15 protein-coding genes are annotated in these 14006 nt (G+C 68.0%); 9 read left to right on the top strand and 6 right to left on the bottom strand.

Annotated features, from left to right (window positions below; all coding sequences use genetic code 11):
* Positions 1-129 precede the first annotated feature (129 nt).
* Entirely contained in the window at positions 130-1035 is a 906-nt protein-coding gene (locus LIX00_RS15540) for a DMT family transporter (RefSeq protein ID WP_227354098.1), read from the top strand.
* A gap of 48 nt (positions 1036-1083) precedes the next feature.
* Here the strand turns inward: LIX00_RS15540 and LIX00_RS15535 are convergent, their stop codons facing one another.
* The 3 genes from LIX00_RS15535 to LIX00_RS15525 form a co-directional block, all read right to left on the bottom strand.
* Positions 1084-1878 (bottom strand): aldo/keto reductase, encoded by a 795-nt coding sequence (locus LIX00_RS15535; RefSeq protein ID WP_227355711.1) that lies wholly within the window; start codon positions 1876-1878, stop codon positions 1084-1086.
* Between the two features lie 524 nt (positions 1879-2402).
* Positions 2403-3575, bottom strand: coding sequence for a M24 family metallopeptidase (locus LIX00_RS15530; protein WP_227354097.1), 1173 nt, complete (start codon positions 3573-3575; stop codon positions 2403-2405).
* A 105-nt stretch (positions 3576-3680) separates the two neighbouring features.
* Entirely contained in the window at positions 3681-4226 is a 546-nt protein-coding gene (locus tag LIX00_RS15525; RefSeq protein ID WP_227354096.1) for an NUDIX hydrolase, read from the bottom strand.
* 135 nt (positions 4227-4361) lie between these two features.
* Here LIX00_RS15525 and LIX00_RS15520 point away from each other — a divergent pair, with 135 nt between their 5' ends.
* The 3 genes from LIX00_RS15520 to LIX00_RS15510 all read left to right on the top strand — a co-directional run bounded on the left by LIX00_RS15520 (position 4362) and on the right by LIX00_RS15510 (position 7496).
* On the top strand, positions 4362-4814 hold the full coding sequence (locus LIX00_RS15520; protein WP_227354095.1) for a universal stress protein: 453 nt from the start codon (positions 4362-4364) through the stop codon (positions 4812-4814).
* A gap of 90 nt (positions 4815-4904) precedes the next feature.
* Complete coding sequence (aroA, locus tag LIX00_RS15515) at positions 4905-6194, top strand: 3-phosphoshikimate 1-carboxyvinyltransferase (RefSeq protein ID WP_227354094.1); 1290 nt, start codon at positions 4905-4907, stop codon at positions 6192-6194.
* 36 nt (positions 6195-6230) lie between these two features.
* A complete protein-coding gene (locus LIX00_RS15510; protein WP_227354093.1) occupies positions 6231-7496 on the top strand; it encodes an alkaline phosphatase family protein in 1266 nt (421 codons plus the stop codon).
* On the opposite strand, the gene LIX00_RS15505 is transcribed toward LIX00_RS15510, so the two are convergent.
* The gene (locus LIX00_RS15505; RefSeq protein ID WP_227354092.1) at positions 7493-7906 is read right to left on the bottom strand and encodes an Ig-like domain-containing protein; all 414 of its coding nucleotides are present in this window, start codon (positions 7904-7906) and stop codon (positions 7493-7495) included. The genes LIX00_RS15510 and LIX00_RS15505 overlap by 4 nt on opposite strands.
* A gap of 103 nt (positions 7907-8009) precedes the next feature.
* Between LIX00_RS15505 and aroC the strand changes: the two genes are divergently transcribed.
* On the top strand, positions 8010-9203 hold the full coding sequence (gene aroC / locus LIX00_RS15500; RefSeq protein WP_227354091.1) for a chorismate synthase: 1194 nt from the start codon (positions 8010-8012) through the stop codon (positions 9201-9203).
* Positions 9204-9289: 86 nt separating this feature from the next.
* Entirely contained in the window at positions 9290-11305 is a 2016-nt protein-coding gene (locus tag LIX00_RS15495; RefSeq protein ID WP_227354090.1) for a hypothetical protein, read from the top strand.
* A 17-nt stretch (positions 11306-11322) separates the two neighbouring features.
* On the opposite strand, the gene LIX00_RS15490 is transcribed toward LIX00_RS15495, so the two are convergent.
* A complete protein-coding gene (locus LIX00_RS15490; RefSeq protein ID WP_227354089.1) occupies positions 11323-11460 on the bottom strand; it encodes a DUF7503 family protein in 138 nt (45 codons plus the stop codon).
* 236 nt (positions 11461-11696) lie between these two features.
* On the opposite strand from LIX00_RS15490, the gene LIX00_RS15485 reads away from it, so the two are divergent.
* From LIX00_RS15485 to LIX00_RS15475, 3 genes are all read left to right on the top strand, one after another.
* Entirely contained in the window at positions 11697-12029 is a 333-nt protein-coding gene (locus LIX00_RS15485; protein WP_227354088.1) for a HalOD1 output domain-containing protein, read from the top strand.
* A gap of 75 nt (positions 12030-12104) precedes the next feature.
* Positions 12105-13022, top strand: coding sequence for a DUF7504 family protein (locus LIX00_RS15480; protein WP_227354087.1), 918 nt, complete (start codon positions 12105-12107; stop codon positions 13020-13022).
* A 32-nt stretch (positions 13023-13054) separates the two neighbouring features.
* The gene (locus LIX00_RS15475) at positions 13055-13684 is read left to right on the top strand and encodes a uracil-DNA glycosylase (RefSeq protein ID WP_227354086.1); all 630 of its coding nucleotides are present in this window, start codon (positions 13055-13057) and stop codon (positions 13682-13684) included.
* 48 nt (positions 13685-13732) lie between these two features.
* Here LIX00_RS15475 and LIX00_RS15470 read toward each other — a convergent pair whose 3' ends face one another.
* A complete protein-coding gene (locus LIX00_RS15470) occupies positions 13733-13948 on the bottom strand; it encodes a hypothetical protein (protein ID WP_227354085.1) in 216 nt (71 codons plus the stop codon).
* Between the last annotated feature and the right edge of the window lie 58 nt (positions 13949-14006).

Genomic DNA, 14006 nt, shown 5'->3' with positions numbered 1-14006 from the left:
GCCCTTCTCGAAGCGCGGCTAAAGGCTATCCGACCGGGCGAGAACCTCCGGTATCTCGGAGCCGAAATCGTGTCGAGAACTGTCAACACGATGAACGCAGTTATGCTCCGCCACCGCGTTCGCGTTACCGTGTCACGAACTCGCACCGTCGCGGCGTTCCTCCTGCTCGCCGCCCTCTGGGGGAGTTCGTTCGCCGCGATTCGCGTCGGCGTCGCCGACGCGCCGCCGGTGCTGTTCGCGGCGCTCCGGTTCTACCTCGCCGGCGCGGCGATGCTGGCGTACGCGGCGGTCACCCAACCGCGGTGGCGACCGCGCGGCGAGGACTGGAGATCGGTCGGGGTCGGCGCGGCGCTGTTCGTCGCCGCCCACCACGCCTTCCTCTTCGTCGGCGAGCAGTACGTCACGAGCGCGGTCGCGGGAGTCGTCATCGGTCTCGACCCCCTGCTGGCGGCCGGATTCGCCGCGCTCTTGCTCCCCGAAGAACGGCTCTCCGCGGTCGGCGTCGCGGGACTTCTGCTCGGCCTGCTCGGGACGGCCGTCGTGGCGAACCCGAATTCGGGAGTCCTCCTCGAAGCCGACTTCCGCGGCGTCGTCCTGGTGTTCCTCGCCGCCGCCGCGTTCGCGCTCGGCGCGGTGCTGACCCGGCGACTGCGGACCGACCTCCCCGCCGCGTCGATGCAGGCGTGGATGATGCTGGTCGGCGCGCTCCTCCTCCACGCGGTCAGCCTCGCGCTGCCGGGCGAATCGCCGGCGGCGATGGCGTGGACGACCGAGACCCTGCTCGCGCTCGGCTACCTCGCGTTCGTCGCGGGCGGCGTCGGCTACCTGCTCTACTTCGACCTCCTCGACCGACTCGGCCCCGTCGAAATCAACCTCGTCGGCTACGTCGCCCCCGTCTTCGCCGCGCTCTCGGGGTGGGTCGTTCTCGGAGAATCGGTCGCCGGGAGCACGGTCGCGGGGTTCGTCGTCATCGTCGCCGGATTCGCGCTAGTGAAGCGGCGGGCGCTGGCCGACGCCCTCCGAAATTCGCGGTAGCGGGACCCGATGCGGCTCGATACGGCGACGGTCGGCGTTCGTCGGCCGTCACCCGTTCCACGGGGCGCGGTCGGGGTCGACCAACCGCTCCTTCCGGTCGATGTCGTCTATCTTCGCCACGTCTTCGTCGTCGAGTTCGACGCCGAGGCTCAGCCAGTTCTCCCGGAGGTGGTCTCGGTCGGTGGCCTTCGGGATGGCGGTCACGCCCTTCTCGCGGCACCACGCGAGGCTGACCTGCGCGGGCGTCGCGTCGTGCTTCTCGGCGACCTCCCGAAGTTCGTCCACGTCGTCCACGTCGCCGCGCGCTATCGGCGAGTAGGCGACGAGTTCCACGTCGACGTCCTCCTGCGCGCAGAACTCGCGGAGTTCCTCCTGCGGGAGCAGGGGGTGCATCTCCACCTGATTGGCGAAGATGGGTTCCTCGGCGACGTCTATCGCCTCCTCCAGCAGGTCGACCGTGAAGTTGCTCACGCCGATCTCCTCGATCAGTCCCTCCTCGCGCAGTTCCGCGAACGCTTGGAGGGTGTCCGAGGCCTCGTACTCGCCGGTCGGCCAGTGGACGTAGAGCAGGTCGACGTAGTCGAGTCCGAGTCGGTCGAGGCTCTCCTCGGCGCTCGTGAGGACGTGGTCGTAGTCGAGGTTGTCGGGGCTGACCTTCGTCGCCACGAAGAGGTCATCGCGGGGCACGTCCGACTCGGCGATGGCGTCGCCCACCGCCGACTCGTTCTCGTACATCTCGGCGGTGTCGACGTGTCGATAACCCATCTCCAGCGCAGTTTTGACGCTCTCCACGCACTCGTCGTGGTCGTCCATCCGGTAGGTGCCGAGACCGAACATCGGCATCCCGCGCGTCGTCGGCGCCGAGAGCGCGGCCACGTCCTCGTCGGATTCGGTCGCCTCGGCCGTTTCCTCGCCCTCGCCTTCACCGACGTCCTCGGCCTCACCCTCGCTTTCCGCTCCCCCGGTACCGGCGGCTTCTCCTTCGCGCTCGCGTTCTCGCTCCTCCTCGCCCGCGACGCTGCCCATCGAACTCGGTTGTTCGGCGGCCGTCGCGCCCTCGTCGGCGGTGTCGCCGCGCTCCGCCTCTCGGTCGGACGGGCCGCCCCGTTCGGGGGTGCCGGGCGTCGGCCGAACCTCGGTTTCGTCGTCGCCCGTTCCGAGCGATAGCCCGCCCTTCTCCGAGCGCTTACCGAGCAGAAATCCGACCGCGAAGGCCGTCCCCGCGGCGAGCGCGCGCAGGAGGCGATTCGAACGTTTCCCCGTCTTCCCCCCTCGCGCCGTCTCCTCCACTCGTGACTCCTCGTCGTTCGTTTTCTGGTCGGCCATGGCGCTCAGTTCGCCCGAGGGTTACTTTTCGGTTGTGGCGGTCAGTCCACCACGAGTTCTATCGGGTAGTCGGTGAGATTCTCGTACCCGTCTTCCGTCACGACCACGAGGTCCTCGATGCGGACGCCGCCGACCGCGGGGTCGTACAGGCCGGGCTCTATCGTGACGACGTGGCCGGGCTTCAGTTCCCCGCCGTCGGGGCTGATGCGCGGGAGTTCGTGCACGTCGAGGCCGACGCCGTGACCGGTGCTGTGGATGAAGCCCGTCTCGGTGTCCGGGTCGCTCCGGAGGGTGGCGTAGCCCGCCCCCTCGTACACGTCGCAGACCGCGTCGTGGACCTCCTCGCCGGTCGCGCCCGGTTCGAGGGCATCGAGCGCCGCCTCGAACGCCTCGCGCGTCAGGTCGTGGCGGGCGCGTATCTCCTCCGACGGTTCGCCGCGGACGAAGGTGCGAGTCATGTCGGCGTGGTACTTCGACGCCTTGTCGCGGGGGAAGATGTCGATGATGATGGCCTCGCCGGCGACGAGCGGACCGCTGCCGCGGTCGTGGGGGTCCGCCGCGTCGGCACCGCAGGCCACGATGGTCTCGTCCAGCGCGGTCCCGTGGCGCAGCAGCGTCACCTCTATCTCCTCTTTCACGCGCTCGCTCGTCAGCGCCTCGCCCTCGTAGCGGAGCAGGCCGTCCTCGACGGTCGCCGCCGAGAGCAGGTTCTCGGCGGCCCGCATCGCCGCCTCGTTGGCCTCCTGCGCCGTCCGGACGTGGTCTATCTCCTCGGCGGTCTTCGTCGCCCGGATGTCGGTGACGACCGAGCTTCGGTCGGGTTTCACCGTCACGCCCCGCTCGCGCAGTCCGTCCGCGGTTCCGACCGGGAAGCGCGCGGGCACCGCCACGGACTCGATCCCGCGGTCGTCGAGGAACTCGGCGACGACGCGATTGTCCGCCGCATCCAGCCCGTACTCCGCCACCTTCTCGTGGAAGTCGTACTCCGACTTCCGGGCGACGCTCGCCGCGCCGCTCTCCTTTTTCGCGCGACCGTACTCGAGACCGGAGACGAGCAGGTGCACGCCGTCGGCGTACAGCGTGACGAAGGGGTCGGGCGCGTCGAATCCGGAGAGGTACAGTTGGTCGGAGTCGGTCGAGGCCGCATCGATGAGGTAGCCGTCCACCGCCATCGAATCGAGCGCGGAATCCAGCGCGGAGAGGTCTTTCGCCATGTGCTCCCCGACAGATGCGAGCGACAAAACGATGTCGGAGAGGCGACCGGCGAGCGGAGGGTCGTCCCCCGAGAAGTCTCGAACGGAACCGCCGGTGTCGAGCGCCTACCCCTCGAACGCCATCTCGATGCGCTCCAGGTCCGACTCCCGTATCCGGTCGGGCGACGCTCGTACCTCCCGGAGCGGCCGGAACGCGGCTTCGAATCCCTCGGCTTCCGGGGTTAGCTCGCCCGAGACCTCGGAGCGTTCCAGCGCGTACGTGATGAGGCAGAGCGCGACGCGCGGAAACTCCGCGTGGAGGATGGTGAGGAATCGAAGGTTCGAAGGGTCCGCGCGGAGACCGGTCTCCTCTTCGAGTTCCCGGACGACCGCCCGTTTCGGCCCCTCGTCGTACTTGGCGTGGCCGCCGGGGAGGCTCCAAACGCCCTCGTGCTGGGGGATCGGCTCGTCGAGCAGGAGGACGCTGTCGTCGTCGTGGACGACGACGTGGACGCCCGGAACCGGGTTTCGGGAGAGCACGAGTTCGCACCCCGCGCACCACGGGTACTCGCGCCCCTCGAACGTTCGGGTCCCTAACTCGGCTCCGCACCGGTGACAGTGGTCGGGGTCGACGGCGACGGAGTCGATGTCGACGGACTCGGGGTCGATCATGCGAGGGAGTATCACCCCCGGTGACGAAAGCGTTCCTGTGTCACTACTATTTCACAGGCGCCTCGTCGCCGAGCGCCGCCGGTTCGTCCCACAGCCGAAATCCACATCCCGCCTCGCGGCGTACGAGGACGAGTCATGGGAGGATACTTGGTCGCGATAGACGGGTCGCCCGCGAGCAGAGACGCGCTGAAGTACGCCATCGACCTCGCGGAGGACACCGGCACGTCGGTCACCGCGGTTCACGTCGTCGTTCCCGAACAGTTCTTCACGGGGGGCGACGTGCCGCCGGTGAACTTCGCGGACGCCGACAGGGAACTCGTCATGTCGAGCATCGAGGACGCCGAAACCCGCGGACAGGAGCTACTGGACGAAGCGAGCGCCGCCGCGGACGACGAGGGGACGTCCATCGAGACGGGCTTGCTGTACGGCGAACCGGTCGAGCGAGTCACGGAGTTCGCCGAGGAGAACGACTTCGACGCCATCTTCGTCGGTCACCGCGGAACCTCGGAGCGGTACCAGGGGCTGTTCGGGAGCACCGCGAAGGAGATCGCCGGGCGGGCGACGATTCCCGTCACGGTCGTCCGGTAGGAGAGCGACCCGCGCGAGATAGCGTCGTCCGCTAGGCAGTATCGGCCGGTAGGCGGTATTCTATTGGTTCTCCGTTACGACGGGTCGCGCATGGACGTAGAGATATCGCGCTCCGAACTCTCGGGAACGGCGCGGGCACCGCCGTCGAAGAGCTACACTCACCGCGCCGTCCTCGCCGCCGGCTACTCGGGCGGCGCGCTGGTGTACGACCCGCTCGTCAGCGCCGACACGAAAGCCACGATGCGGGCGGTGGACGCCTTCGGCGGCGACGTCATCGATACCGGCGAGGCCATCGAAATCGACGGCTTCGACGGCGAACCGCAGGCTCCGGGGGACGTCATCGACTGCGCGAACAGCGGGACGACCATGCGACTCGTCTCCGGCGCGGCGGCGCTCGCGGACGGCATCAGCGTCCTGACGGGGGACTCCTCGCTTCGCTCGCGCCCGCAGGGGCCGATGCTCGACGCCGTCGAGCAGTTGGGCGGGCGGGCGGAGAGCACCCGCGGAAACGGCAAAGCTCCGCTCGTCCTGAAAGGTCCCATCGCGGGCGGAACGGTGTCGATTCCGGGCGACGTCTCCTCGCAGTACGTCTCCTCGCTGCTGATGGCGGGCGCGCTGACGGAGGACGGCGTCGCCGTGGAACTCGAAACGGAGCTCAAGTCGGCCCCCTACGTCGATATCACGCTGGAACTGCTGGCCGATTTCGGCGTCGAGGCCGAGCGCGACGGACGGACCTGCCGCGTCGCGGGCGGGCAGTTCTACGAACCGACCGACGGCGAGTACCACGTTCCCGGCGACTTCTCCTCCATCTCCTACCTGCTCGCCGCGGGCGCGCTCGCCGCGAAAGGGGGCGAGAACGTGCGGATCGAGGGCGCGTACCCCGGCGCGCAGGGCGACACCCGCATCGTCGACGTGCTCTCGCGGATGGGCGCGGACGTGGACTGGAACCGGAAGGACGGCGCGCTCGTCGTGGAGAAGTCGTCGCTCTCGGGCGTCGAGGTCGACGTGGGCGACACCCCCGACCTGCTCCCGACCGTCGCGGCGCTCGGCGCGGCCGCGGACGGCGAGACGCGAATCGTCAACTGCGAGCACGTCCGGTACAAGGAGACCGACCGCGTGGCGGTGATGGCGGACGAACTCTCGAACCTCGGCGCGGAGGTCGAGGAGGAAGAAGACGCCCTCACGGTTCGCGGCGGGGAGTCGAATCTCCGGGGGACGGTCGTGGGCGGCCACGGCGATCACCGAATCGTGATGGCGCTCGCCGTCGCCGGGCTCGCCGCCGACGGGACGACGACGATAACCGGCGCGGAACACGTGGACGTGTCGTTCCCGGACTTCTTCGAGGTGCTCTACGACCTCGGGGCGGAGGTGCAGCGGTAGCGTCAGCTATTTATCACGAACCGCCGATTCTCGGGTATGCTACGGAGACGAGTCGAGCGCGAACTGCTCGAAGCGCACCGCGAGGGAGGGTACGTCTTCCCCGCCTACGACGATTACTGCTTCGCCAACGTCCCCGAAACCGCCCTTTCGGTGCTCGACTCGTCGTTCGACCGGCGACTCCCTGACGACGCGTTCGCGGGGGTCGAGCGCGGCGACGCGGAGAACGTCGTCGTCCTGCTCGTGGACGGCTTCGGCTACGAGCACTGGAAGCGCGAGCGCGACGCCCATCCGCTCCTCTCGACGCTGACCGAGCGCGGAGCCGTCACGCCGCTGACCTCCGTCTACCCCTCCGAGACGGCGGCCGCCATCACGACGGTTCACACCGGTCGCACGCCGGTCGAACACGGACTGCTCGGCTGGTTCCAGCGCTACCGCGAGTTCGACGGCGTCGTCCAGACGCTCCCGTTCGCGTCGCTGGACGACGTCCCCGCCGAGGAGGCGTTCGGCGAGTCGGCCGACCCCGACCTGCTGTTCGAGGGCGAACCGCTCTACCGCCGGGCCGAAGACGCCGGAATCGACACCTACGCCGCGCAACCCGCCGGGTCGCTCGACTCGGACTACTCCCGAGCGACGGTCGGGGACGCGGAGCCGCTTCCGTACCGCAACGTCGCGGAGATGGGATTGAGGGTCAGAGAGGCGCTCGAAGCCGCCGACGGTCCGAGCTACGTCTACGCCTACGTCCCCACCATCGACTCCGTCTCGCACGCCGCCGGAACCGAGTCCGAAGCGTACCGGACGCAGTTGGCGATGGTCACCGAGTGCGTGCGCCGGGAGATGATCGAGAAACTCGACCCCGCCGTGGCCGAGGAGACGCTCCTGCTCGTCACGGCGGACCACGGCCACGTCGACACGAGCGACAACGTCGACGTCGGCGAGTTCGGCCCTATTCGGGACGCTCTCCGGCGAGACGCCGACGGGGAGCCGATTCCGCCCGTCGGCAGTCCGCGAAATCTCCAACTTCACCTGCGACCCGGCACCGTCGAGCGCGTCGCGAACGCGGTCGAAGCGTCGTTCGACGCGAGGACGTTCACGCGCGAGGAGGCGCTGTCCCGGAACCTGTTCGGCCCCGGCGCGCCGAGCGAGCGTTTCGAACGCCAGTGTCCCGACCTCGTGGTCGTCCACCGCGAGAAGGGGATGTGGTGGGACCGGTCGGAACTCGACCTCGTCGGGATGCACGGCGGGCTCGCGCGCGAGGAGATGCTCGTCCCGTTCGCGGCGGCGCGCGCGGCCGACCTGCGCTAAGCCGTCGACCCTCCGTCCGTACCCCGACAGGTCGCGGCGATTCCCACGCCGTCCTTGCCGACGTCGACCAGAATCGTGTTCGTCGGACAGCCGTACATCCGCCACTCCGCCGCCCGCCACATGTCGTTGTCCACCTCGACCCGGACGTGGTACGTTCCCGCTTCGAGGACGTTCTCCTGGGTGACGACGCGCCCCGGCCAGAGGTGAAACACGTCCTCGAAGCCCTCCTCCGCCCTCGTCCCCTCGACGTCGACCGAGACGACGCGCCGCTCGTCGAAGTAACTGCGGACGCGCACGCTCACCGGTTTGGCGGGCGTCCCTCCGTCGTCGAGCGGGAGTCGGTCGACGCACCCTCCGAGGACCCCGAAACCCCCGAGACCCAGCAGGGCGGCGAAGCGGCGCCGATTCATCGAATCGACGTTCTCGGTCGAGGTATTTATGTGCTTTCAGCGGGTCGGCGAAACGTTCCGCCTCCTACAACATCTAAATGGTCTGCACCCACAGTGACGGGTAATGAACGGAAATCGGTTCGGACGGCTCTTTCAGGTGACGACCTACGGCGAGAGCCACGGCGAGGCGATGGGCGTCACCGTGAGCGGCTGTCCGGCGGGACTGGAGCTCTCGGAGGAGGACGTACAGCGCGACTTAGACCGGCGAAAGCCCGGCCAGTCGATGATAACGACGAGCCGGAACGAACCCGACGCGGTCGCCATCAACAGCGGGATACAGGACGGCTACACGACCGGAACGCCCATCGGGATGGTCATCCAGAACAAGGACGCCCGCTCCGGAAAGTACGAGCCGTTCGTCACCGCGCCGCGCCCGAGCCACGGCGATTTCACCTACTCCGCGAAGTTCGGAACGCGAAACTGGGGCGGCGGCGGGCGGTCGTCCGCCCGCGAGACCGTGAACTGGGTCGCCGCCGGAGCCATCGCCAAGAAGATCCTCGCGGAAGAAGGGGTCGAACTGAAAGCCCACGTCAATCAGATCGGCGACGTGCGGGCCGACGAGGTGAGCTTCGAGGAGCTGGTCGAGCGGAGCGAGGAGAACGAAGTCCGCTGCGCCGACCCCGACGCCGCTGACGAAATGCTGGCGTCGATAGACGAGTACCAGCGCGAGGGCGACTCCATCGGCGGGTCGATATACTTCGAAGCGCGCGGCGTCCCGCGCGGACTCGGCGCACCCCGGTTCGACTCGGTCGAAGCGCGCCTCGGACAGGCGATGATGGCGATTCCGGCGACGACCGCCTTCGAGTTCGGACTCGGAAGGGAGGCCCGCGAGTGGGCGGGGTCCGACAGGAACGATGAGTGGGAGTTCGACGGCGAGTCGCGTGGCGACTCGGAAGCGAGCGGTGACGAACCGCGAGGACGCGGCGACCCGAAACCCGCCTCGAACCGCCACGGCGGACTGCAGGGCGGCATCACCACGGGCGAACCGATATACGGCGAGGTCACGCTCCACGCTCCCACCTCGATTCCGAAGACCCAGACCACGGTCGACTGGGAGACGGGCGAGGAGAAGGAGGTGCAGGTCATCGGGCGACACGACCCCGTCCTTCCGCCGCGCGGCGTGCCGGTGGTCGAAGCCGTGCTGGCGCTGACGCTCGTGGACTTCATGCTCCTCGGCGGGCGCATCAACCCCGACCGACTCGACGGTAGGCCGGGGAAGTACGACACCGAGTATCACCCGACGGCCCCCGACGAGTGATAGCTCGCGGTAAATATTTACCGTCGCTCCACGGTGATTCGAACGCTATCGAATACCGAGATCCGCTACCCGGGTCGTGTCTCCCCGTGCTCTCGTTCGAACCACTCCCCGATTCCGGCCTCGCCGTCGTCGACCCCATCGAACGCCGCCGATACACGCTCGGCACGCCGAAGTCGGTCGCTCCCGAACCGGCGAGCGCCGACCGGTTCTACTTCCCAGTCGACCGCGCCGTCCGCATTTCGACCGACGAACTGACCCTCGACCAGCGCGTCGACGCGTTCGTCCGCGGCGCGACCGGCGAACTGCTCTTCGAGGTGGGTTCGGACACCGCCGAGAAACTGCCGCCGGGGGAGTACTGCGTCGAACTGAACGCACCCGTCAAGGTGTACCTCCGCGTCGACGGGGCGCTGTCGGTTCGAGCGAGCGTGAACCGCATCGGCTTCCGGTTCGACCCCGCGGAGATCCTCGTCGGGGCGCGCTCCTACCACCACCACCCCCAAGCGACGGTGACGACGACCGACGACCCCGAGGACGTGCTGACGGCGCTGTCCGCGCTCTCGTCCGCCCTGAAGACGACGACGTGCGAACGGTCGTACCCGACGCTTCGGGGGCACCCGCCGACGGTCGAACTCGGCGACGAACTGCGCGTCCCCGCCGAACTGGAGCGCCCGGAGACCGGCGTTCGTCTCGAACTCCCGCCGACGCTCGACGCGGCGTACGTCGCCGCGCCGCTCGCGTACTACCTCGGGGCGGAGATGGTTCCCGGCGACGAAGCGCGCCTGGTCGCCGGGGACTTCGAGCACTCGCTTCCGAGCGCGCGGTTCGAGCGCGGGGTCGAACGCGCGCTGAAGCGGGTGTTCTTCCTCGATTGCCTCACCCGCACGGAAGGGTACTATCGAGTCGACCTCTACGAACGCGAGCGGGCCGACTTGGACGTCGATTTCTCGGCGCTGTACGACCTCCCGATCGCGGAGCAACTGCCGGCGTACTTCTCCGTTCCGTTCGACCGATTAGCGCCGCACGTGCCGCGGTGGCCGCTCACCGCGCACGTCGCGCCCACGCCGGAGCACGTCGGCGCGATTCCGTTCGTCGTCAACGACCTCGGCGTCGTGCGCACGCCCAGCGCGACCCCCGTGTCGGCGGACGACGTTCGCTCGACCGTGGTGGAGTCGTTTCTCGACGACGTCAGGGGGGAGTCGGAAGGCGACTACGCGTTCGTCCGACCGGAACCGGGCGCCTCGCTCGAACAGGCGTGGTTCGCCGACGACCTGCCGCTCCGCGCCACCAAGGCGATTCCGCAGGCGTTCCGAAACAAACTCGAATGCGAACCGAAGTCCGGTTTCATCGACATCGCCGTCGTCTGCAACGAGCCGAAGATGGCGACGGACGAGGGCGTCAAGGACGTGTACGGCTGCCGCGACGAACTTTCGTTCGACGTGACGATACACGCCGACCTCTCGACGGCCGAGTTACGAACCGTCCTCGAATCCGACGTGGACTTCCTCCACTACGTCGGGCACATCGACGACGCGGGGTTCCGGTGCCGAGACGGGTCGCTCGACGCGACGACGGTGACGGACGTCGGCGTCCCCACCTTCCTGCTCAACGCGTGCCAGTCCTACGAACAGGGGTTGGCTCTCGTCGAGGGGGGTTCGGTCGGCGGCGTCGTCACCTTCAGCGACGTGGTGAGCGACGGAGCGGCGCGCATGGGGTACGCGATGGCGCGCCTCCTGAACCTCGGATTCCCCCTCGGTTCGGCGCTCGGCCTCGCCCGCACCGAGAGCATCGTCGGCGGGCACTACCTGGTCGTCGGCGACGGGAGCGCGGACGCGGTGCAGGTCGAGGACGGCGTGCCGACGCTCTGTGACGTCCGCACCCGCGACGAGGGCTACGACGTGACGCCCGTCACCCACCCGTCGCGCGAGGGGAAGATAGGGACGATGGCCTTCCCGCTGGTGGAATCCAACGAGCACCACTATCTCGTTCCGGGCGCGCTTCGAACGTTTCGACTCTCGGAAGCCGAGCTTCGGCAGTATCTCGTCTGGCACCAATCCCCTGTGAGAAAAGACGGCGAGTTGGTGTGGGACGAAGATCCGCTCTAACCCCTCGATGGTCCTCGTTACGGACCGTACACCGCTATCGTTCCGACACCCGCCGCGGCCGTGCCCGCCTGAGAGAGCAGGAGCATCGTCACGAACAGGACGCCGATCATTCTCGGGTTCTCTGCGAGGTACGATTGGAACGTGTCGTCTGTCATCGGTACGGAGAACCGTAACGAGCATCGGTTACTTCGATATGAGCCGCTTGAATCGGCGTAAACGAGTCCTACGCGACTCGTAAGGGCGGCCTGCTCCGAGAAACGCGTCGTTCGAGCACGTCAACGGTCGGTTACCCGGCCGTCGATGAACTCGTAATCCCGTTTTCGGTCGGATGCATCTTTATTACGAACCACCCCGACGTAGGAGTTACAGTCCGCAGATGAGTGGAGCGAACATGGGGTCTGACGGAGGTGAACCGGTGCCGACCCCCGTCGCCGACGAAGCCGGATACCACGTCTATCACGACGCGACGAGCCCTCGCCCACTGAGTGAAACCCTCATCACCGCTCTCGCCGTCATCCGAAACATCGACCCGACGGTGGAGTCGATACCGCTGGCCGACGCGATCGACCCGGACTCGCTCGACCTGCTCTTCGCCGACACCCACGGCGGGAAGGAGCGAAGCGAAGGGTACGTCGTGTTCACCGTCGTCGGTCTCGAGGTGTTCGCCCACGCGAACGGTCACATCTTCATCCGCGAACGAATCGGATCAACGGACACACGATAGGTGAAACAATGAGAACCCCGAACTCGACAAGATGCACGAAATCCGCTCGACGGGCAGGAGAACCGACGGACAACTATGAGTGACCGAGGTCTTTCCACCGATTCCGGAAGCAGCTTCCTCGTCACGGTTCGGTCGCTCCACGCCGAGGTGCGAGAAGCGGGTCTCGACCTCCTCCCCGTCGACGAAGCGGACTCCGTCATCGCGGTCACGTACGACCAGTCGGCCGACTCGTTCCTTCGAACGTGGCGCTCCCGCGTCGGGACGGTTCCGGAGTACGTTCGAATCGTCGACGTCCACCAGACGATGCGTTCGGCGGCGAGCGCACCGGCGCGAGGGTCCGGCGTTCGAAACGTCGTTCGAACCGTCCAGCGGCCGGACGACCTGACCGCGGTACGGGACGCGATCACGTCGGCGTTAGCGGAGGCGACCGACGAGACGGTGTTGGTCTTCGACTCGCTGACCGCGCCGTTCGAACACGCCTCGCTCGCCGAGATGGTGGCGTTCCTCGACGGCGTCTCGGCCCGCCTCGCGGACGCCGACGCGACGGGATACTTCTACCTCGAAACCCGCGCGCACGACCCGCCGACGGTAGCGACGCTTCGAGTGCTCGCCGACGGCACCCTCGAACTCATCAACGACGGGGTCGAGTGGTGCACGCGTTCGCTGGCGAACCGAACCGGCGACTGCCCGTCGCTCGACGTCCTGTTCGACTCGCTCCGCGTACGGCTCCGGCGGGACGCGCTGCGATACCTGCTCCGCTCCGCCGAACCGGTGGACGTGGACGAACTGGCGTCCGTCGTCGCCCGTCTAGGGTCCGATGACGGCGAGGCGACGCGGAACCGACATCGCCGCTACTACACGGCGCTGTACCAGCTCCACCTGCCGAAACTGGTCGACGCGGGGCTCGTCCGACACGACGAAACGAAGCGTCAGGTCTCGGCCTGCGAGGCGGCGCGGTGGGTCGAACCGTTTCTCGCCCTCTCCGAGGAGTAGCCCCTTTTACTCTCGCGCGGCTACCGGCAGGCATGGACGCGAATCAGGACGAACTCTCGAACCCCTTCGGGATGGACGAAACGTGTACGAACTGCGCGCTGTGCGAACCCCGAGAGCGGGTCGTCCACGGCTACGGCGACGTCGGCGCGGACTTCCTGTTCGTCGGCGAGATGCCGAGCGCGGGGGCCGAGGAGACCGGCGTTCCGTTCACCGGCGACGCCGCGGGGGAGCGCCTACAGGACGTGCTCGGGCGACTCGAACTGAGCGAATCGCCGCCCGACGCCGCCGAACCCGAACTCGACAACGCCTTCCTCACCTACCTGACCCGGTGTCGCCACCCGGAGCGCCCGCCCGCCGACGAGGAGGTGGGGACCTGCGAACCGTATCTGAACGCCGAGATTCGGATGATAAACCCCGAGATTCTGGTACCCGTCGGCCAGCGTGCGCTCGCCGAAATCGCGGGGGAGTACACCACGACGCCCGCCGGGGAGTTCGACGCGGCGGCCGACCACGCGACGACGGTTCGCGGGCGGGGGTTCGAACTCGTCCCGATGGTGCACCCAGCGGAGCAGACCGAAGAACAGACCGAGGCGTTCGTCCGACACTTCTCCGACCTGATGGGGAAGGATTACCGCCAGACGAAGGGCCGGCAGGGGCGGTAATCGGAGACGAACCGATATCCGAGAACGAGCCGCGACTTTTCGACCGGTTCACCAGTAGGGGTTCGCGCGCCACCGCCTCGATTTCGCGCCGAGCGCGGTCATCCCCGCGACGAGAACGACGACGACCGCCAGCGCGACGACGACCGCCAGCGGCGAGAGCGCCGCCGTCGAGAACGTCGTCGTCGCGAGCAGTGCGAACCCTCCGAGCGCCAGCAGCGCGAGGAGGACGACGCCGAGCAGCGCGAGCGGTTTCGTCCAGTGCATACCCGAATCGAAGCGGGGGACGGGCATAAAATGATGGCCTTCAAGGCGCTTCCGGACC

The organism is Haladaptatus salinisoli (genome assembly GCF_020614375.1).
Taxonomy (GTDB): Archaea; Halobacteriota; Halobacteria; order Halobacteriales; family Haladaptataceae; genus Haladaptatus; species Haladaptatus salinisoli.
Note: the sequence above shows the minus strand (reverse complement) of the source record. Positions and strands in the feature narration are given on the sequence as shown.